This window comes from Legionella stuttgartensis, from assembly GCF_977063405.2.
This window is the reverse complement of the sequence record NZ_CDRUHA020000058.1, coordinates 242,607-263,437: the sequence shown is the minus strand read 5'-3', so window position 1 is coordinate 263,437 and position 20,831 is coordinate 242,607. Positions and strand designations below refer to the sequence as shown.

Sequence of the window (20,831 nt, the reverse complement as noted above, 5' to 3'; positions counted from 1 at the left end):
CAGGGCTCTTTATTTGTTGATAAATAATACAGGTTGATATTATTTTGCAATAAATTGACTTTTATCAAATATCGATCGCATATAACTTGCACTGTATTGTTGCATTAGCGATAATTTCTCTTTTTTGTCTGTGAGGGGATTTGTTTTGAATGTAATTATAAATGAGTCACAGGCTCAAACAACACAAGCATGTGTTATTTGGATGCATGGTTTAGGTGCTGATGCTTCCGATATGATGGGTTTAGTTGATCAGTTAACGCTTGCAGATCTCGCGGTACGTCATGTATTTATTAATGCCCCCCAGCGTCCAGTGACTTTAAATGGTGGCATGGTCATGCCTGCTTGGTATGATATTATGGGCATGAAACTAATTGACAGAGAAGATAAAGAGGGAATTGAACAATCCGAATTGCTGATTCGTAAAGTCATGGATGAACAATTAAACCATGGTTTAGCGTACAATCAGATATTTTTAGCAGGATTTTCACAAGGTGGAGCGATGGCATTGCATACCGCTCTTCATACAACAGCTCGTTTAGCGGGAGTTGTTGCTTTATCTGCTTATTTACCTTTAGCTGCGCATACCAGACCAAAGTTGGATAAGAGCACACCTTTTTTTATGGGAGCAGGACAATTTGATCCCTTGGTTTTGCCTCAATGGACTGAATCAAGTAAAGATTGGTTATTGAATAAAGGATATGAACATATTTCTTATTATAAGTATCCTATGGAACATTCAATTTGTTTTGAGGAAATTAAAGACTTAAGTCTTTGGTTTAGAAATAAAATTAGGGGAGAAGCATAAATGCCCATAGTGAAAAAGTCACGTACGGTTAATTATACCTGTGAGCAAATGTTTTCATTGGTGAATGAAGTAGAACGTTATGCGGAATTTCTACCTTATTGCGCAGAAAGCATGGTACATCATCGTGATGAAGATGAAGTACAAGCGACCTTAGTTATTGGTGCTGCCGGTATGAGTAAGTCATTTACCACACGCAACATGTTACAAGTTAATAAAATGATAGAAATTCGTCTTGTTGATGGTCCATTCAGTCATTTAGAGGGGTTTTGGCGCTTTGATGAAGTTGAAGAGGGATGCAAAATCTCTTTTGATCTAGAGTTTGAATTTGCAGGACGCATGTTTTCCATGCTGCTTGGTCCTGTATTTGAACAAGTCACGGATAAGATGGTGGATTCATTTTGTGAGAGAGCCAAGGCAATTTATGGTCAAGGTTGAGCTGGTTTATGTGGCTTTAGACAAGACCACAGAACATATGACTTTAGAGCTCAAACAAGGAGCAACAGTTCTTGATGCGCTTAATGCATCAGGAATATATAATATTCATCCAGAAACACGAGGGATGTCTGTTGGAATTTATGCAAAGCAGGTTACTTTAGAACAAGTATTGCAAGAAGGTGATAGGGTCGAGATATATAGACCCTTGCTTTTAGATCCAAAAGAGAAGCGTCGTCAAAAAGCGATTCGTGCCCGATAATTTTCAGAGTTTGAGTATATAGTGTGTCCTTAGCGAAGCGAAACCCGGGTTTCGCTTCGCTACACCCAGGCTACGATACAGCACCGCTTTATGTCCTGCTTATTCTTGATTAATGTCTGGTGGTTGATTAAGTGATGCTACCCCTGGTTTTAGTTTACCACGTTCGATACGAGCCAGAGCACCGTTTTGGAAGTATAAGCTCACTGTGGACATAGTCATATATCCTCGGCCTCTACGCCAAGTGTATGCGTAGTCCCAGCGGTTTTCATTAAACGTAGGACTTAACAAACTAGTCCCCATTAATATAGCAACATCATTTTTACTCATCCCTATTTTGAGTCGGTCAATTTTCGATTTTGGTAACAAATTTCCTTGCTGTGCTACTCGTCGAGACAGATCAAATGATGAGCATTGAGTAAGAGTTAAGGTGCATACAATTCCTAGTAGAAAAATTATTATTCTCATTTTTTTGCCTATCGTGAAAAATTTCGCCATAATAACACGTCATTTAATGAAAGACACCTTTAACCTAGAAAAGCAGATAAACCTTACTGTGCAAGCTAAGGGTACCGGATCTACTGGAATTTTTTCAGGTTTCGATAAGACAAGTTCTTTACTGCGAAGGAGAATTGATGGAAGAGAGTAAGCAGCTAAAAGATGCTGGATTGAAGATTACTTTACCCCGTTTAAAAGTATTACAAATATTGGAGCAATCTCTTAATCATCATTTGAGCGCGGAAGGTGTTTATAAGGCGCTATTAGAGACAGGAGAAGACGTTGGTCTTGCAACTGTTTATCGTGTGTTAACGCAATTCGAAGCTGCAGGATTAGTGAATCGACATAATTTTGAAGGAGGACACTCTGTATTTGAATTGAGTCAGGGGGCACATCATGATCACCTGGTTTGTATTAAATGTGGTTGTGTTGAAGAGTTTGTTGATGAAGTCATTGAACAAAGACAGAAAACTATTGCCGAACGCGCCAATTTTCACATGACGGATCATGCATTGAATATTTATGGAATTTGTCCACGTTGCCATAAGGATAAATAAACGCTAACGGTGGTTTATACTTCTTTTTTTCCCAACAGGAAAAAAGTGTTTACCTTGCCAATTCCTTTCATTTCTAGAGTTCCTCGTGGCTCAATAATGAATTCATCTTGAAGCATAAAGGCCATTTTTTCCGAGATATGGATTTTATTAGGAAGGGAGGTTTCTTCTAGACGACTGGCTAAGTTGACCACATTACCCCATATATCATAAACAAATTTTTTATGACCAATGATTCCGGCGATTACCGTACCATAGGTGATACCAATCCTAAACTGAAGTTCCATCTTATGTTCTTGATTAAAAGTCATCATTCGATCCAGAATAGCCAACGCATAATTCGCTATATTTATTGCATGCCGGGTGGTTTGTTCGGGAACACCTGAGACTGCCATATAGTTATCACCAATGGTTTTAACTTTTTCTACATAATATTTTTCTGTGAGTTTATCAAGCTCAGCAAACAAGCGATTGAGGATATTTACCGTTTTTTTAGCACCCAATTGTTCCGTTAGTTGCGTAAAATTAATAATATCTGCAAACATAACACTGGCTTGAGAAAATTCATCGGCAATATCTTCCTCTCCCATTTTCAAGCGTGAGGCGATTGCTTCTGGCAAAATATTCAAGAGTAATAAGTCATTTGCCTCATTTACTCTCGATAATGTTTTTAATGCATGAATAATAAAAAAGAGCATGAGTATTGTTGACAGAAGTGAAAGCGCAAGAGCCAAGGCAATAATTTTTGACATCTTGAGATCAATTTTTTCATTGGTTATGAATGTACGGCTATCTACCAGTTTAAAAAATTCTTGTAAGGGTTTTACCACTTGTAATTTGGCACTCGTATAATCATCGCCAAAAACCATTTGTTGCGCTAATTGAGGGTTAGGTTTGCCAATTATCGTGTAGTTCCCTGATTTATCTGGATATTTCCCCTCAAATAAATTCATGGCTTTAATTTCAGTTTCTGATAGTTTATTACTTTGGTTTTCTGCTTTAGTTAGTAATGAAAATTCTTTGAGAGTAAAATGATGCTCCAACATCATTGAGGATAATGATTTTGCTGGGCCATAAGATTGGGGTCGTTTGTTTTTAATAACCAAATCCCAATACAATTCATCATAGTCTAAAGGTAGGGGCGAAGTTCCATTGCGTATGCTTAAAATTTCATTATAGTAAGTACGGTATTTTTTCTCGCCCGTTACTATATAAAGGCGGGCCATCTCGGTTAAATCATCAGAACTTTGTCGAAGTTTATTAGCTAACATATACAATTGATAACGCTCATTTCCATCAATAACCTCTTGAACTGCGATGTGTTTTAAGGCAAATAAACAAATGATAAGGCTCATTAACGTGAGCGCTAAGAAGAAGAAAAAGTAGTATAAAAGACGTGTGTTTTTAAGATGGAGCTTTCTGAGCACGTTTGACTCTTTTTTCCATTAACCTACCTTCAAGAATAGCTTATTTATATAATAATGGAGGCTATTTCTAATAACTTATTTTAAATGCTATTCTTTATAGAAGAGAGGTCTGTTAATTAGGGAATTCCAGGACGAGCCAGACTTGATCCTTAAACAGTTCAAGGATTATTTAATGAAATTGTTATTTTTAGGAGCCGGTAGCGGTATAGGAACGGATTTCGGAAATTTTCAATCAAATATGCTACTTTTAACAGATAGTGGTAAAAAACTTCTGATAGATTGTGGTACAGATATTCGTTTTTCTTTAACTAAAGCCGGATATCAATCTCAAGATATTGATGCACTCTATATTAGTCATTTACATGCCGATCATATCGGCGGGATCGAGTGGTTCGCTTTTCAACGAAAATTTGCCTCCCAACCGATGGGAATGCCTCGTTTAATTATCCATGAGGATTTAGTTGATCTCTTATGGAATGGCAGTCTAAGTGGAGGGTTAAAAACACTCGATGATAAAGAAGCGACTTTAAGCGATTATTTTAAAGTTCAATTAGTTCGTACTGGTCACCCTTTTAACTGGGAGGGCTTAACATTGAACCCAGTACAAACTTTCCATATTTATTCTAATAAAGAATTAATGCCCAGTTATGGTTTGAATATTGGTTACAAAGGGAAAAAAATCTTCATTACAACGGATGCGCGGTTTACCCCTGAACACTTTTCGCCCTATTATCATGATGCATCTGTAATTTTTCATGATTGTGAAACCATGGAAACTCCTAGTGGAGTTCATGCTCATTTTGATCAGTTAGTCACCTTAGAGCCTGAAATTAAAGCCAAGTGTTGGTTGTATCATTATAATGATGGAGCGCTACCTGATGCACAAACTCAAGGTTTTGCTGGTTTTGTTCGTTGTGGTCAGGAATTTGATCTCAGTTAAAAGTGGGTAAGTTCAATCCAAAACAAAATCTCATTTGCAGCTGACTTGTTGAAATCTTATTATAAATAATTCCTCTTTTTCAAAAAAGAGGATTATCTAAATGAGTTTAGGCATAATTTCCCAATAAAAACTCAAGTTTATTCTTAATATTTGATGTATTTCATGGATATAATGGTCTACTTTTCAAATCGTTAATATGGATATTTATGTGGATTGTATGGATTGCACTTTCGCGACCTTACACGTTTATTGTAATGGCCTTAATGCTCCTTATTATTGGGCCACTAGCAATAATGCGTACTCCTACAGATATTTTTCCTGACATTAATATCCCGGTTGTGAGCGTTGTATGGAATTACTCAGGCTTGCCTCCTGATGAAATGGGTAATCGCATTGCGAGTGTTTTTGAGCGGGCCGTTACTACCACCGTAAATGATATTGAACATATTGAATCATCGTCGCTGATTGGTGTCAGTGTAATCAAATTATTTTTTCAACCCAATGTGAATGTTGATTTGGCTTTAAGCCAAGTCACAGCAATCGCACAAACGATGCTCCGTAACTTACCACCTGGGACACTACCGCCATTGGTTTTAAGCTATAAAGCCTCAACAGTTCCTGTTTTACAACTGGTATTATCGAGTGCAACCATCCCAGAACAAAAATTAAATGATTTGGGCAATAACTTTCTGCGTACTCAACTTGCAACCGTACAAGGAGCCGCATTACCGTATCCCTATGGGGGTAAAATACGTCAAATCCAGGTCGATTTAGATCTTCCAGCCATGCAAACCTATGGTATTTCCGCACAAGAAGTTAATAGTGCAATTCTTGCGCAAAACCTGATTATCCCTGCAGGTACACAAAAAATAGGTGAGTATGAATACATTGTTAAATTAAATGGTAGTCCGCTTTCAGCCGTTGATTTAAATGATGTGCCGGTTAAATCAACCCCTGGTCGGGTTTTATATATCCGTGATGTGGCACATGTGCGTGATGGATTTGCACCCCAAACCAATATAGTACGAGTGGATGGAAAACGGGCTGTGATGATGTCAATCCAAAAAACCGGTAATGCATCTACTTTAGATATCGTGAATCGAGTTAAGGATTTATTGCCTAAAGTTAAGAACATGCTTCCAGAAGGACTTAATTTGTCCAATTTTGCAGATCAATCAATCTTTGTTACCGCCGCGATTCACGGAGTTATTACGGAGGGAGTGATTGCAGCGGCATTAACCGGGCTTATGATTTTACTCTTTTTAGGAAGTTTACGGAGTACGCTTATAATTACTTTGTCCATTCCTTTATCCATTATTGCATCGATTACTATTCTTTCTGCGTTGGGAGAGACAATCAATATCATGACCCTAGGTGGTTTGGCACTTGCTGTGGGTATTTTAGTTGACGATGCGACGGTTGCTATTGAAAACATTAACTGGAATTTGGAACAGGGTAAAGAAGTAGAACAAGCAATTCTTGACGGTGCCAAACAGATTGCAATACCTGCCTTAGTCTCAACTTTATGTATTTGTATCGTGTTTGTCCCTATGTTTTATTTAGGGGGCGTGGCTCAATATTTATTTGTGCCTTTAGCTGAGGCGGTAATTTTTGCCATGCTCATGTCTTATATTTTATCACGTACTCTGGTCGCTACCCTGGCAAAATATTGGTTGCATAAACACGATTTGAGCGGGGAAGCGCAAGATAAGGGACGATTTGCGCGCCTACACCAATCATTTGAAGAACAATTTGCACGATTGCGCGGCCAATATTCCAAATCATTATCTTGGGTATTAAACAATGCAAAAGTTTTTATTTGTTACTTTTTAGGTTTTGTTGCCATTTCAATATTATTGCTTTGGCCATGGCTTGGTTCGAATTTCTTTCCTGATGTGGACGCAGGACAAATTAAATTACATATTAGTGCTCCCACGGGAACCCGAGTAGAGGAAACTGCACGAATTGTAGATAATATTGATACTGTGATTCGCCAAGTGATACCCCCTAAAGATATGGGGAGTATTGTTGATAATATTGGGTTACCCGTTAGCGGTATTAATTTATCATACAGCAATTCAGCAACGAATGGACCAGAAGATGCTGACATCTTAATTTCTTTAAAAGACGGGCATCGCCCCAGTTCTGATTATGTGCATCAATTAAGATCAGTCCTAAGAGAACATTTTCCTGCTGTGACGTTCGCATTTTTACCGGCTGATATCGTAAACCAAATTATCAATTTTGGTTTGCCATCACCTATTAATATTCAGGTTATTGGCTTAAAAAAAGATGACAATGCGCGTTATGCCAATAACTTGATGAAGCAGTTAAAGCGTGTTCCTGGTCTCACAGATGTGCGAATAAGACAATCTAACAATTATCCTGAGTTTTTTGTGGAGGTTGACCGTAGTTTGGCAAATGAACTTGGATTTACTCAATTCAATGTCGCCTCTGATTTATTAGTGACCTTATCAGGTAGTTTTCAGACGACCCCCACATTTTGGTTAGATCCTAAAAATGGGGTGTCTTATCCAATTGTCACTCAAGCACCCCAATACGTCATGACCTCATTAAATGATTTGCTTAATATCCCAATTGGAAGTTTAACTCTGCCCAGTCAACTGCAAATTTTAGGTTCTTTTGCAAAATTGAAACGTACTTGGACCTCTGTTGTTGAGTCTCATTATAATGTTCAACCAGTGATTGATATTTTTGCTTCAATCCAAGATAGAGATTTAGGGTCGATAACTAAAGACATCCAGAAAATTATTAATGATACGCAAAACAAGTTGCCCAGAGGATCCTCGGTAGCGATTCGTGGGCAAATTGATACTAAGGAGCATGCATTTAATGGTTTGTATTGGGGTTTGGCTTTTTCGATTTTGTTAGTCTATCTGCTGATTGTTATTAACTTTCAATCATGGGTTGATCCATTTATTATTATTACTGCCTTGCCTGCTGCGATTGCAGGAATTGCCTGGATGTTATTTATTACTCATACCGCATTAAGCGTGCCTGCACTCACAGGAGCAATAATGTGTATGGGAGTTGCAACATCAAATAGTATCCTTATTATTAGTTTTGCTCGCGATCATCTTGCAACTGAAAATGATCCCATGAAAGCAGCGCTTGAGGCAGGACAGACGCGTTTACGACCTGTTATGATGACTGCATTAGCCATGATAATCGGTATGTTTCCTATGGCCTTAGGCTTGGGAGATGGAGGGGAGCAAAATGCTCCATTAGGACGGGCGGTAATTGGAGGGTTATCTTTTGCAACGATGGCTACTCTCTTTTTTGTCCCTTCAATTTTTTACGTAATTCACGAACGCAAGTTGAAGAAGAAGCAAAGGAAGGACCATGCTTAAATCCATTCGATCATATGTACAGAACCATAAACATAGACGACTTGTTATCGCGATAACAGTTTTTTTACTCTTCATTTTAGTGATAATTGTTTTACGTATTTATGCAGCGATAAACTTACGTAATGAGACTCTTGCAGATGCTGTTCCTGTGGTCCGAGTGATGGAAGCCAAACAAGAAAAAGGGGTTGATAAAATTATTTTACCAGGCAATGTTCAAGCTTGGCACGAGTCACCTATTTATGCACGGACTAATGGTTATATAAAAAAATGGTATGTAGATATTGGCAGTCAGGTTAAAAAAGGTGATTTGCTTGCCGTTATTGAAACACCGGAGCTTGATGCGCAGGAACGTCAGGCAAGGGCTGATTTGAAGACTGCAATTGCAAATAATCAATTGGCGCAGATTACTGCAAAGCGTTGGCTTCATTTAGTAAAAACAGAATCGGTATCTCAACAAGAGACTGACGAAAAAGTGAGTACAGCTGCGGCTTTAGAGGCTGCGATGTTTGCTGCTAAAGCTAATTTGCAACGATTACAAGAATTAGTCGGTTTTGAACGTGTTATCGCTCCTTTTGATGGTGTTATTACAGATCGCGCCACCGATATTGGTGATTTAATTGACGCAGGAAGTAGTTCAACAGCGCAACCCTTGTTTCGTATTGCCCAAACAAGTCCTTTGCGAATTTATGTCAAAATTCCTCAGTATTACTCTTCACGAATTAAACCCAATATGACAGTAGATCTCCATTTTGCGGAGCACCCCAAGCAAGTTTTTTCGGCCAAATTATTTGAAACAGCGCAAGCGATTGATCCAAATACCCGTACTTTGCTCGCTCAATTTATTTCTCCCAATAAAAATAAGGAGTTATTGCCAGGTGGGTATACTGAAGTTTGGTTTACTTTAGCTATTCCTCCCAAAACGGTGATTCTTCCTGTTAATACCTTGCTTTTTCAGGCTCAAGGATTACAAGTCGCGACTTTGGATAAAGACAACAAGATTGTCTTAAAATCGGTTACGCTACGACGCGATTTTGGTGCAACAGTTGAAATTGCCACAGGAGTTTTGCCCGGTGATCGCGTTGTACTTAATCCTCCTGATGCCATTATGAATGGTGAAACTGTGCGAGTTGTTTCATGAAAAAATTGCTTGGTGCTGGAGCACTTGTTTTTGCATTAATGGGTTGTTCTTTGGCTCCAACATATCATCGCCCGATTATGCCTATCCCTGAACACTTTAAGGAACCAGGAAAATGGGTGGAAATTAAATCGACACCAAAAATTGTTTCACCCGATGCTTGGTGGCAAGCGTTTAATGACCCTGTTTTAAATGATTTAGAAAACCAGCTGAATGGAGCAAACCAAAATTTGAAATTGGCCTATGCTCATTTTCAAGAAGCAACTTCATTAGTACAAGTAGCTCGATCGTATTTTTTCCCCTTCATGCAGGGATTGTTCAATGCGGATCGCCAGCAAAACTCACGAACGGTAGCGAATCCTGTAACTCCTCCTGTATTTAACCAATTTTTAGTGGGCGGTTTTCTCTCTTATGAGCTTGATGCATGGGGTAGCGTTCGCAATTCGGTCATTGCTAGTGAGCGCACTGCTACGGCGAGTGCTGCTGATGTTGCTTCGGTTCGTTTGAGTCTACAAGCAGAACTTGCGAATGATTATTTTGCATTAAGAGGAAGCGATGAGGCACAACGTATCTTGGATACTACCGTTATCGCGTATCAAAAAGCTCTTTATTTAACAAAAAATCGTTATCGAGGTGGGGCTGCACCTATAGCCGATGTGGATGAAGCTGAAACTCAGCTTGAGAATGCAAAAACCATGGCAGCAGACATGCGATTACAGCGCGCTCAGTTTGAACATGCAATTGCAGTATTGGTTGGGGAAATACCTAGTAATTTTTCTGTGCCTCCAGCCAAATCACCTAAGATTTTTCTGGAAATAGCCCCCAACATTCCTTCAACTCTTCTAGAAAGAAGACCTGATATTGTTGCTGCTGAATCTCGGGTTCAAGCGGCAAATGCAAATATTGGCGTCGCACGAGCTGCTTTTTTCCCTGAGATTGACTTAAGTGGAAGTGCTGGTTTTCAGAGCAAAAGTCTTGCGAATCTCATTTCAAAACCCAGCCTTTTTTGGGCACTTGGTCCGTTGAGTTTATTGACCTTAACGCAACCTGTAGCACAAGTAACGATTTTTGATGGTGGTCGATTGCGAGGCTTATTAAATCAAGCCAAAGCTCAATATTTTGAGACCGTTGCTACTTATCGGCAAACGGTCTTAACTGCATTCCAAGAAGTGGAAGATAATCTGATTGCGATTCATCAGCTCGATAAGGAGTATCGAAGCCAAAATGCCGCAGCTCGTGCAGCACAACGCGCTTGGGATCAAGAGTTATACCGATACGAAGGAGGATTGGTTACGTTTCTGCAAGTTGTTGTCGCTGAAAATACCGCACTACAATCAAAACTTGCATTAGTTAATATCCACACTCGTCGTCAAATTGCGAGTATTCAGTTAATTAAAGCTTTAGGTGGTGGTTGGTCTTTAGATATGGGCAAGAAAAGATAAGACGTGCTGGGCCATCGGGGGAAACTTGGATAAAGGCAAGGAGTCCAGATTAATATTTATCTTAATATTATAGGAGTCTCTCTTGCCTTAATTCTTCAGGACAAGGGGTAACTTTGTTAATCAAGATTAATCGTATAGGAGTAACTTCCCATGCCATCGTATACTGTATCAATGTAGCGAATTCCGTTACAAGAAGCATTAACAACTGGATGGTTCATTAATGGACCGTCTTTAATATCAAGAACACACCAATTCTCTGAGTCATAAGCAACAGTAACATGAGCGTAACCTGAACGACATGCAAAGCCGTCTAAAATCTCAAAACTACGTGGTCCAATTAGGTGAAGCATGACATCTGCATCATTAAATCCGCTAACCACATAGATACCAGGGTGGGATGTATCGCTTAAGCGGAAATAATCTTTATATCCACACCAAGATTTATCTGCATGAGCACTCATCATCATTAAGCTGGTTGTTGCCAGTAGAATCCATTTTTTCATTTCAGAACACCTTTATTATTATTTTTATTATTTAAAGCCGATGGCGATTATAGGGAAGAATTGGCTCAAAAACAATCACTCTGTTGCAATCCTTACGGACGAGCGTACATAGGTAGGTTCAGCAAGCCAAATCATGGCCAGCAAAAAAATGAAAATCCAGGCCGCGAGTCTGAAAATGTCATTTGTAGCCAGCATAAATGCTTGATTGATGATTGTTGCATAGAGAACCCCGAACCCTTTGAGGCCCGATATTCCCAATGAATGAAGTTGATTGAGTGATTGTTGCACTAAAGGATTGTACGCGGTTATTTGTTCCACCAGATGGCTTTGATGTAACGCTTCTCTATGATTCCATAACGTGACACTGATGGATGTGCCAAAACTGCTACCCAAAATTCGACAAAAGTTGACAAGGCCCGATGCACTCGCCAGGCGATCAGGAGGGAGTTCAGTCAAAATGAGCGTGATTAATGGGGTAAAGAAAAAAGCAAGGCCAATGCCTTGAATAAAGCGCGGCATAATAAGTTGATTAAAACTCATTTCAGTGTAAAAGGTAGATTGCCATATGCATGTCCCTGCAAACACAATAAACCCAAGGCTGATAATAATGCGTAGATCAAATTTACCCATATAATTACCTACAAGAGGTGTTAAAAAAAAGGGTAAAATTCCCACCGGGGCAACTGCAAACCCTGCCCAAGTTGGCGTGTAACCCATTTGCGTTTGTAGCCATAAGGGAAAAATAACTACGGTGGAAAAATAGACCATAAAACCTAAAGTTAGACTGATTGTTCCAATAGAAAAATTGCGATTAGTGAATAAATATAAATCAATGATCGGGTGTTTTTGCGTTAAAAGCCAAATAATTAAAAAGCTAAGCGTAACCGTCGAGATAATTGCTAAAGTCATAATGAATGGTGAGTGAAACCAATCTAAATCTTGACCTTTATCTAATAAAATTTGCAAACTGCCGATGCCTATTGATAATAATATCAGGCCAATAAAGTCAATAGGAAATTTAGTAATTGGTGTTTCTCGCCCACTAAGAGTAATGAGCGTAAATATTACTGAGAAGATGCCCACGGGGACGTTAATATAAAAGATCCAGGGCCAGGTATAATTATCGGTAATCACACCACCTAGGATTGGACCAAATATCGGTCCCACAACCGCAGTCATAGTCCATATTCCGGTTGCCAATCCTCTCTTTTCAGGAGGATAATTAGCAAGGAGGATGCTTTGTGATAAAGGAATCATCGGTCCTGAAACAGCACCTTGAATTACTCGGAAAAAAACCAACATCTCCAAACTTATTGATAATCCACAAAGCACGGAGGCAATGGTAAATAAGCTTGTAGAGAAGATGAATAAACGAACTTCACCAAAACGCTTGGCTAGCCATCCTGTTAACGGCAGCATAATGGCTTGACTTACGGCAAAAGAGGTAATTACCCAAGTGCCATTATCTGGACTCACACCTAAATCGCCTGCAATGGTTGGAATGGCAACATTAGCTATAGAGATATCGAGGACATTCATAAAGATGGCCAATGATAAAGAAATGGTCATCAGAGCCAATCTACTGCCAACTAGAGGAGGACGCTCAGCCATTATGATTTGTCCTTGGGAGGAACATGTCGGGTGAGTTAGCATGTAAAATTTCGTCAATCAGCGATTTTACTTCAGCAAGCTGTTTTTTATAAACCGTTGTTTGATATTTAAATTTAGATTCAGCAGTTTGTGGAAGTCGATGGCCGTCTAAGTTATGAATATCAACAGTCACGCGCATGGATAATCCAAGTTGCAATGGAATTTTTTTCAACTCATCGGGGTTTAAACTAATACGCACAGGAAGTCTTTGTACGATTTTAATCCAGTTTCCAGTTGCATTTTGTGGCGGGAGTAAAGAAAAGGCAGACCCTGTTCCTGCATTTAAACCAACAACGGTTCCATGATATGTCATTTCGGGGTACGCATCGGCATAAAGAGTAACTGGCTGCCCAATACGAATATCATTTAGAGAGGACTCTTTGTAGTTAGCATCTACCCAGGTATCGTGCAGTGGGATAATAGCTAACATGACGGAGTTTAGCGAGACTTGCTGTCCGGGTTGCACACTGCGTTTTGCCACGTAACCGGTGATGGGGGCTGCAATCGTTGTTCTTTGCAAATTCAGATAAGCTGTTTTTAGATTTGCTTTGGCCGTTTCAACAAGTGGATGAGTGTACAAATGTGCATTTTCAACTAAAGCAAGAGCTGCATCTAGTTGGTGCACTGAACTATCATACGTTGCCTGAGCTGTCTCTAATGTCGTTTTATAATGTTGCATCTCTTCCCGGGATACTGCTCGATTACCAACCAGACCTTCGCGACGTTTTAAATCTAATTTCGCTTTTATTAGATTTGCTTTGCTCACATTCACATTTTGTTGTGCCTGAGCCGCATTTTCAAAATACTGACGTACTTGCCTGACGGTTTGTGCTAGATCGGCTTTAGCTCTTTGTAGGGCTATTGCATAATCGGTAGGATCCAATTTAATTATGATTTGGCCTTCAGTAACTAATTGGGTTTCATCGGTGTTAATCGTGATAACGGTGCCTGGGATTTGAGGCATCAGTTGCACCATGTTTCCGTTTACATAGGCATCATCGGTATAGAGTGCAAATCGTCCCCAAATGAGCCAATAGAAAAACCATAAAAATGCAGTTAGTAAAAAAATACCGCCGAGGAGGAGTATAGCAAATTTACGTTTACGTAATGTTTCAGGTGTTGCACCTACTTTTTTCGAGTCGGCTTCAGTTTCTGTTTGTTCTGCCATAATTCTATAGCTCTCCACCTAAGGCTGCTAATAAGGCTACAAAAGCTTGTTTTTGACGTGTTTGCAAATTATTCAAAATGGCTTTTTGTTGGATTAATAACTGTTTGATTTCAATTAGTTGAGTGTAATCAATAATTCCCTGAGTATAACGCGCCTGGAGTAATTTGTAATTGGATTGGATATTAATTAATGCTTGGTTCTGGGCTGTAATTTGAGTATTAAGGGTTTTTAAGGTAGAAAGTTGATCGCTGACTTGTTGCAATGAATTTAAAATAGTTTGATTGTACTGGTTTACTGCAAGTTCAAATTCAGCATAGTTAACTCCAAGATTCGCTTTTCGTGCACCCGCATCAAAAATCGGTAGATCAACTGCAGCAGAGGCATGATCGTTTTGGAGCCATACATTAAACGCTTTGCTAAAGTACAGACTTTGTAAACTGAGCAATCCTTTCAAATTAATATTGGGGAAAAAAGCGGTTTTTGCAACATTCACTTGATGGGCTGCAGCTTCAGTAAGGGCGCGAGCTGAAGCAATATCGGGTCTTTGGGCCAGTATATTTGCAGGAATTATTGCAGGTAACTGGAGTTGTTTTTTGTTATAAACAAAAGCAGCGGGTTCAATTTGTGTATTTAAGGGATTTTTACCTATTAAAACGGCTAATTGATGTCGCGATTGCATTTCAGCGCGTTTGTAATTTTCTATGGATAATATGGCTTCCTGAGCATCGGCTACAGCTGTTTTTACAGGAATATTCGATTCAATACCTTGGCGTTCTCGGTCCACGATGATATCAGCAAGTTGCTTTAACAGGCGTGCATTTTCTTTGGCCAAACGCTGTTGGATAATGTTATTTTGTACTTCAAAATAAGCGGTAGCAATCGCTGCGCTCAAAACAAGTTGGGTTTCGGCGAGATCCATCTGTGCTGCAAATGTTTCACTTAATCTACTGGCTAAGGTTTCTCTATTTTTGCCCCAAAAATCCAGCTCATAATTAAATTTTAAGCCAATATTTGCAATATTCGCTTGGTCAATTTTTATTGAGTTTACAGGTGGTGGTATTTTTCCGTGTATTGGGAAATAGGCTTTGTCCAAATAACCACTGGAGTCTATAAATGGCCAAAGTGATGAATAGGCAATTTTTGCAAGTTGTTTGGCACGGACAACTCGTGCTTTGGCGCTGCGCATATCAGGGGCATCAGCAAGAGCTACAGAGACGAGTTGCTCTAACTGTGGATCATTAAACCGTTTAAAATAAGGTGCTGATTTGCTTTCTTTAGGTTTTTTATAAATGTGTTGTATTGCTAAATCAGGGGCGTTGATTGGCTTTGTATTCGTATGTAGCTCACCAAAAAAAGAGCAACCCGTTAATGTGAGCGCGATTAAAACATAAATTACAAAGAGTGAACGCAAAATTTATATCTCTTTTTTATAGCGGAAGATCGAAATACTGTAGCAATATTTTTTAGAAAATACATTAATGATCTATCAGTTAAAAATCATTTATTAATTTCTAACTTATAAAAATATGGTCTAAAATAATAGACATGCAGAAATCATTTTAAAAATAAAAATAGGGGAAAAAGATGAACATTCTGAAAAAAATAATGATTATTGGCGTATGTTTTGCAACACTTGGGGCATTAAGTTCTTGTGGTACTGTTCATGGTTTTGGGCAAGACGTATCTCATGTGGGTAAAGATATTCAAAGAGCATCACGATAATTTCTTTACGACTCCCCCTAGGGGGAGTTCCCACCTGTTGTGTTGCAGGATAAATATTCGGTTATGCCTGAATCAATATAAAAATTACACGTGTGGGGGGTGGCTTTTATTGTAATGGATTGATCGCCCCGGGTTAAAAAGTGATGATGTTCAATTGCCTCAGGATGAAGAATAAAATAATGCCCCTTAAAATCAAATTGTTGGACTATTTTTGTTAAAGACATAACTTCAGCTTCCGTCCCCTTCAGGATTAGTTCATCACCGTCAATTTCTTTTTTTTCTCCACCGATAAATTGAAGTGATGCTATTTCAATCGGAGTAAGATGGGATAATTTAAATGCAATACGAAGATTTTTTAAGAAACATTCCAAGGTTTCTTGAGCTAACTGGTCTTGGTTTTTATTTGAAATTCTAAAACCTGACCAATGATATAACCCACAAAAATTGATTTTCTCAAGCTCATTATCTAAATATGTACCCTTAATTACAAAAGCAATGCAAGTACAAACCCCTTCGGTAATCAATGCGGTGGATCCATTATTTGTGAATGCATGCTCATCCATCTCAACAGTCTTTTTAGTGAATATTTTGGGGCTAGTAAAAAATGATCTAGAGCGCATGATTACTTTGTATCTTTTGTGTAAAAAAACATCATTGTACAGGAACAAAATTCAGAAGTCTTATTCTTTGAGTACTCGTTCTATGATGAGTTTAAAAAAACTGCACGATTTCGGGTAGTGTTTGGATTCTTCGGTTTTTAGCACCAAGCTCTTTTTTTATAAAAGGTTGCCATTGCCATGCAGGAATATCGAAATCTAGTGCTTGAAATAATTCGTTTAAGTGAGCGATTAAGGCATCTTTCTCGGGTAAATCAGGAGTGATTTGAATGGTAAATTGGTTTAAGGCATGTTGTTGGATGGTGTAATCATCGAATTCAAAAGTGAAGGATGCCATTTTCTGGCGTATCAGATCGGCAAAGAGGGGAAATACTTTATTATTTTGGGTTGCATAACAAATATCACCCACACGTCCTTCAATTCCTGCCAATCGTGTAAAAACACCATTTGATTGTTCTTCAACAAGTACATCATCTAAACGATAGCGGATGATGGGTTGTGTTGTTCGCATTAAATCCGTGATTATAGGTACAAAGCGTTTTTCATCTAGCCATTCTTTTTCAATAATCAAATATTCTTCATTCATTAATAAATGATTACTGTCTTTATTACTAATGGCTAAAAATCCCTCGGTGCATTGATAGATTTGTGCGACCTGGCAATTAAAAGCATTCCTTATAATTGCTTCATCACGTTTCTCTAAAACTTCAGCCACAGCAAATATTTTTCCAGGGGTTATGGATAAACGATGTTTTTCCTTTGTTAAAGCAAGTAATACTGAGGTGGGTGCTGATAAAATGGTAGGTTGTATTTGATTTAAACGATCAATATGAGTTTGGAAATTTTCGAGTAAATCAAAAAAATGGAATTGAATTTTTTTGCTTTTGTTGAGGGTTGTGTAGAGTTTACTATTTGCTCTAAGGAAAAAAGCAATGCGCTCCTTTCGTTTTAATCCTTGGGGTAAGGCTTTAGCCAATAAAATCCCCGCCCAGGCATCCCTCTCTTTTTCATCGGCAAGAAATAAACCCCGATTTCCTGATGTGCCAGAAGAAAGTCCCACAGCAATACCATCGATTAAGGGGGAAAAATCGCGGGTCTTTTCCGCTTTTAAAGCCAATTCTAGCGCCTGGTCCTTTTTTATATTCATCGTATTTATTTCATCAAAGTGTTGCATCATTATTTTTTTATTAATAATGGGCCATTCACTCAGGGGTTTATCCAAATAGGGTTGATAAAAAGGGGATTTATATAAAGTTGTTTTAACGAGCTTTCTAAATTTTTTTTCCTGGTAAGTAGACAGTTGGGCTCGTGATTTAAATCGTTTTCGCAGATAGTGTGTCTTAAAATAATAATAAAGGAGTCTAAGTATCATGATTGATTTCCTGAAAGACGAGCGCGAATGTGCTGACAATGGGAAGGAATCATATCGATTTCTTTATTATTTTTAAAAAGTTGGTGTAATTTCTGGATTGTTTGCTGATAGCTTTCTTTATTATCGTGAATCAAGTAGGTTAGATTACTTGGAAAAATCAATTCTTTAAACGTTTCTTGGTGCCAACAACTGTCTGCAATTAAAAAAGTATCTTGCTCGGCTTTAAAGTATAAACCTATTTGTCCCTTTGCATGTCCTGGTAAGGGGATGGCAATGATCTGTCCATCATTAAAGAGATCGAATCCAGTTGTAAAGGGGAATAGGCTGGGCTTCAGCTCAATTTCGTTTTTTAATAAAACCAGGCGCTCATAAAAGTCTTTAGGAAGTAATCCGGGTAAGAATCCTTGTATTAATGCTTTTATTCCGGTTTTTTGATGAATGTCGTTTATGGCATCAGGGTGGCAGAAAAATTGGGCATTGGGAAAATCCTTTAAACCGCCTATGTGATCTGCATGAAAATGTGAGATCACAATTCCTTTAATTTCTGAAGCCTGGATATTATTTTCCGCTAATTGTTCTTTAAGCGATTTTTTTAGCATTACTGGGGTTAGGTGTCTATAAAGGGAAAAGGGAAATTTTTGGGTTAATTGGAAGAACCGGTTGGTATAACCCGTATCGAATAAGATATAACCGTAAGTTGGATGTTTGATTAAAGTACAGAGGGCTGGGTATTCGCTTTGTTTCCAATGGGCATTCTTTAAGGTCATTCGCGCACAATATTTGCAAAAACCAACTTCAAATAATTGATACTCTATCATGATTTTTGATACCACTCCGTAAAACGTTCTATTCCTTGATTAATGGGGATCTTTGGTTGATAACTCAAGTCTTTTTGGGCCGCTTCAATATTTAATGTTTGTCCCATACATAAAACGGCTGCACTGTATCGGGTTAAACGTGGTTCTTTTTGAATAAGTGGGAAACTATAGAGTCCTTCCATACATGCAGCATATATTTTCGCTATCGAGTAGGGGATGTATTTAGGTATAAATGGCTTTTCTAAGACTCTAAAAAGTTCAGAAATAATGGTGATTAAAGTTCGTGGTTCATCGTTGGTGATATTATATTTGTTACCGCAAAATTGCTGCTTTGCTTGGGCTGCTAAAAGCAGACTTTCTACTACATTTTCAACATAAGTAATGTCAATTACATTAGTTCCATTCCCAATAATAGGCAGGATCCCCTTTTTTTCATTTTGGAGTATACGCGGTAAAATAGCTCGATCATAAGGACCAAAAATAGCTCGTGGACGTATCGTAATCACATTAAGATTTTTTTCTTGAAAGGCTTTATCAATCAGCGCTTCAGCAAGTAATTTGGTTTTTACATAATAGTTGGCTGGTTTTGCGGGTAAGGGTGAATCCTCTCTAATATTATGTTGTTCTGTGAAATCACAATAAATACTTGGCGATGAAACATGAACTAACCGCGTATTTGGGGGCGTTGCTTCAATAATATTTTGGGTGCCCAGCACATTGGCATCATAAAAATCTTTATACCGTCCCCAAGGACTAGATAGGGCCGCACAATGAAAAATAGTTTGAGCATTCAGAGTTATTTTTTTTAACTTATCTTGATTAAGCAAATCGACTGCTATGAATTGGGCACCAGATTCCGTAATGATTTTGCCAAGCCGCTCATTGCGTCCTAAGGCAATTACCTCATGGCCCTCTTTGATCAATCGTTGAGTCAAATTCAATCCGAGACAACCTGTTGCTCCTGTCACAACGCAAACCATATTAGTACTCCAAGATGAGGCCACCAGCTGCTAGACCAGCTCCAGTACCGATTAATAACACTAATTGTCCACGTTGTAACTGGCCGCTATTAATTAAAGTACATAATGCCGTAGGAATAGATGCTGCAATTTGATTTCCATGATAGGGATAAATAGAAACAAGTTTTTCAGTTGGAATATTTAATCTTTTCTGTATGTGATTCATCGCGAGCAGGCTTGCTTGATGCGGTACGAACCAATTAATGTCACTTAAGTTAAGATTGGCTTTACTCAAGAGGTTGTCCATGAGATTGTCCAATAATTTGGACGCTAATTTGAATACTTTTTTACCTTCCATATAAAAGAGGCCTTGTTCTATATGTTGTAATGGATTTTTAGGGGGAAGGCGTGTCCCCCCAGCCTCTATTTGACAGAACGTAGAGCCAATACTATGCGTTTCGTGATGTGACGAGAGAGTACGGTGTGTTCCTTTACTTTTTTCAAGTACACAGGCCGCAGCACCATCGCCGAAAATAGTACAGGTTTCCATATCCTCCCAATTCAATCCTGCCGAAGCGATATCACTAGAAATAATGAGAATACGTTTAAAGCGTCCGCCTTCGATTAAATACGATGCAATGTCTAAGGCGCTAATAAAACTTAAACACGTACTATTTATGTCAAAACAAGCTGTTCCGGATTGCTCCAACCCCAATTCTTTTTGGATTAATGCAGCAGTACATGGAATTGGCTGTTCACCTACACCGCAGGCACTGATAATGGCATCAATATCTGTTAATTGAATATTTGCCTTTTGGACTGCAATTAATGCTGCTTGGGCTCCCATATAAGAAGTTGTTTCATCGGAGGATGCAAAGTGTCGTGAAATCAGGCCGGATTTTTTTTGGACACTGCCTTGAGGTAAATTAAGTTGTAAATCAAGTTCAGTGGAAAGTACTTTGTTTCTAGGTAAATAACATCCCATTCCTGTTATTTTTACAGCAGGCATATTTAATTCCTTCGTTGCTCATTGAATCGCACCCTTAAAGTGGTGTTCATTATACTGTATGATCATTTATTGCTCAATCAAATTAAACTACACTACATCTGCTGAAAACAACAATTCTGCTCACTAAAACTGTCAACCCACACTGATCCA

20 protein-coding genes are annotated in these 20,831 nt (G+C 38.6%); 9 read left to right on the top strand and 11 right to left on the bottom strand.

Annotated features, from left to right (window positions below):
- Window positions 1–145: 145 nt before the first annotated feature.
- From ACWTEW_RS17990 to ACWTEW_RS17980, 3 genes are read left to right on the top strand one after another with little or no spacing between them, the layout of a single operon-like run.
- Window positions 146–805: an alpha/beta hydrolase gene (locus ACWTEW_RS17990; RefSeq protein ID WP_454783037.1), complete on the top strand. Its 660-nt coding sequence runs from the start codon at window positions 146–148 to the stop codon at window positions 803–805.
- Complete coding sequence (locus ACWTEW_RS17985; RefSeq protein WP_454783036.1) at window positions 806–1,240, top strand: type II toxin-antitoxin system RatA family toxin; 435 nt, start codon at window positions 806–808, stop codon at window positions 1,238–1,240. It begins immediately after the preceding gene.
- Window positions 1,227–1,499 (top strand): RnfH family protein, encoded by a 273-nt coding sequence (locus ACWTEW_RS17980; RefSeq protein WP_454783035.1) that lies wholly within the window; start codon window positions 1,227–1,229, stop codon window positions 1,497–1,499. Before ACWTEW_RS17985 ends, ACWTEW_RS17980 begins: the two co-directional genes overlap by 14 nt.
- 99 nt (window positions 1,500–1,598) lie before the next feature.
- On the opposite strand, the gene ACWTEW_RS17975 is transcribed toward ACWTEW_RS17980, so the two are convergent.
- Window positions 1,599–1,994, bottom strand: a complete 396-nt coding sequence (locus tag ACWTEW_RS17975) for an outer membrane protein assembly factor BamE (protein WP_454783034.1) — start codon at window positions 1,992–1,994, stop codon at window positions 1,599–1,601.
- 137 nt (window positions 1,995–2,131) lie between these two features.
- Here ACWTEW_RS17975 and fur point away from each other — a divergent pair, with 137 nt between their 5' ends.
- Window positions 2,132–2,551, top strand: a complete 420-nt coding sequence (fur, locus tag ACWTEW_RS17970; RefSeq protein ID WP_454783033.1) for a ferric iron uptake transcriptional regulator — start codon at window positions 2,132–2,134, stop codon at window positions 2,549–2,551.
- A gap of 14 nt (window positions 2,552–2,565) precedes the next feature.
- Here fur and ACWTEW_RS17965 read toward each other — a convergent pair whose 3' ends face one another.
- Window positions 2,566–3,975 (bottom strand): adenylate/guanylate cyclase domain-containing protein, encoded by a 1,410-nt coding sequence (locus ACWTEW_RS17965; protein ID WP_454783032.1) that lies wholly within the window; start codon window positions 3,973–3,975, stop codon window positions 2,566–2,568.
- Between the two features lie 172 nt (window positions 3,976–4,147).
- Between ACWTEW_RS17965 and ACWTEW_RS17960 the strand changes: the two genes are divergently transcribed.
- From ACWTEW_RS17960 to ACWTEW_RS17945, 4 genes are all read left to right on the top strand, one after another.
- Window positions 4,148–4,915, top strand: coding sequence for an MBL fold metallo-hydrolase (locus ACWTEW_RS17960; protein ID WP_454783031.1), 768 nt, complete (start codon window positions 4,148–4,150; stop codon window positions 4,913–4,915).
- A 206-nt stretch (window positions 4,916–5,121) separates the two neighbouring features.
- Window positions 5,122–8,286, top strand: coding sequence for an efflux RND transporter permease subunit (locus ACWTEW_RS17955; protein WP_454783030.1), 3,165 nt, complete (start codon window positions 5,122–5,124; stop codon window positions 8,284–8,286).
- Window positions 8,279–9,424, top strand: a complete 1,146-nt coding sequence (locus ACWTEW_RS17950) for an efflux RND transporter periplasmic adaptor subunit (protein ID WP_454783029.1) — start codon at window positions 8,279–8,281, stop codon at window positions 9,422–9,424. Before ACWTEW_RS17955 ends, ACWTEW_RS17950 begins: the two co-directional genes overlap by 8 nt.
- A complete protein-coding gene (locus ACWTEW_RS17945; protein ID WP_454783028.1) occupies window positions 9,421–10,863 on the top strand; it encodes an efflux transporter outer membrane subunit in 1,443 nt (480 codons plus the stop codon). The genes ACWTEW_RS17950 and ACWTEW_RS17945 overlap by 4 nt, the downstream gene beginning before the upstream one ends.
- Window positions 10,864–10,979: 116 nt before the next feature.
- On the opposite strand, the gene ACWTEW_RS17940 is transcribed toward ACWTEW_RS17945, so the two are convergent.
- From ACWTEW_RS17940 to ACWTEW_RS17925, 4 genes are all read right to left on the bottom strand, one after another.
- A complete protein-coding gene (locus ACWTEW_RS17940; protein WP_454783027.1) occupies window positions 10,980–11,366 on the bottom strand; it encodes a hypothetical protein in 387 nt (128 codons plus the stop codon).
- 75 nt (window positions 11,367–11,441) lie between these two features.
- Window positions 11,442–12,977 carry a DHA2 family efflux MFS transporter permease subunit gene (locus ACWTEW_RS17935; protein ID WP_454783026.1) on the bottom strand — a complete coding sequence of 512 codons (1,536 nt, stop codon included), beginning with the start codon at window positions 12,975–12,977 and terminating at the stop codon, window positions 11,442–11,444.
- Window positions 12,970–14,184 (bottom strand): HlyD family secretion protein, encoded by a 1,215-nt coding sequence (locus tag ACWTEW_RS17930; protein ID WP_454783025.1) that lies wholly within the window; start codon window positions 14,182–14,184, stop codon window positions 12,970–12,972. The genes ACWTEW_RS17935 and ACWTEW_RS17930 overlap by 8 nt, the downstream gene beginning before the upstream one ends.
- Window positions 14,185–14,188: 4 nt before the next feature.
- The gene (locus ACWTEW_RS17925) at window positions 14,189–15,595 is read right to left on the bottom strand and encodes an efflux transporter outer membrane subunit (RefSeq protein ID WP_454783024.1); all 1,407 of its coding nucleotides are present in this window, start codon (window positions 15,593–15,595) and stop codon (window positions 14,189–14,191) included.
- A gap of 173 nt (window positions 15,596–15,768) precedes the next feature.
- Here ACWTEW_RS17925 and ACWTEW_RS17920 point away from each other — a divergent pair, with 173 nt between their 5' ends.
- Window positions 15,769–15,906 (top strand): entericidin A/B family lipoprotein, encoded by a 138-nt coding sequence (locus tag ACWTEW_RS17920; protein ID WP_454783023.1) that lies wholly within the window; start codon window positions 15,769–15,771, stop codon window positions 15,904–15,906.
- Between the two features lie 17 nt (window positions 15,907–15,923).
- On the opposite strand, the gene ACWTEW_RS17915 is transcribed toward ACWTEW_RS17920, so the two are convergent.
- From ACWTEW_RS17915 to ACWTEW_RS17895, 5 genes are all read right to left on the bottom strand, one after another.
- Window positions 15,924–16,526 carry a hypothetical protein gene (locus ACWTEW_RS17915; RefSeq protein WP_454783022.1) on the bottom strand — a complete coding sequence of 201 codons (603 nt, stop codon included), beginning with the start codon at window positions 16,524–16,526 and terminating at the stop codon, window positions 15,924–15,926.
- A gap of 91 nt (window positions 16,527–16,617) precedes the next feature.
- Window positions 16,618–17,895 carry a F390 synthetase-related protein gene (locus ACWTEW_RS17910; protein WP_454783021.1) on the bottom strand — a complete coding sequence of 426 codons (1,278 nt, stop codon included), beginning with the start codon at window positions 17,893–17,895 and terminating at the stop codon, window positions 16,618–16,620.
- A complete protein-coding gene (locus ACWTEW_RS17905) occupies window positions 17,892–18,713 on the bottom strand; it encodes an MBL fold metallo-hydrolase (protein WP_454783020.1) in 822 nt (273 codons plus the stop codon). Before ACWTEW_RS17905 ends, ACWTEW_RS17910 begins: the two co-directional genes overlap by 4 nt.
- Window positions 18,710–19,693 carry an NAD-dependent epimerase/dehydratase family protein gene (locus ACWTEW_RS17900; protein ID WP_454783019.1) on the bottom strand — a complete coding sequence of 328 codons (984 nt, stop codon included), beginning with the start codon at window positions 19,691–19,693 and terminating at the stop codon, window positions 18,710–18,712. Before ACWTEW_RS17900 ends, ACWTEW_RS17905 begins: the two co-directional genes overlap by 4 nt.
- A 1-nt stretch (window position 19,694) precedes the next feature.
- The gene (locus ACWTEW_RS17895; protein WP_454783018.1) at window positions 19,695–20,681 is read right to left on the bottom strand and encodes a beta-ketoacyl-ACP synthase III; all 987 of its coding nucleotides are present in this window, start codon (window positions 20,679–20,681) and stop codon (window positions 19,695–19,697) included.
- Window positions 20,682–20,831: the final 150 nt, after the last annotated feature.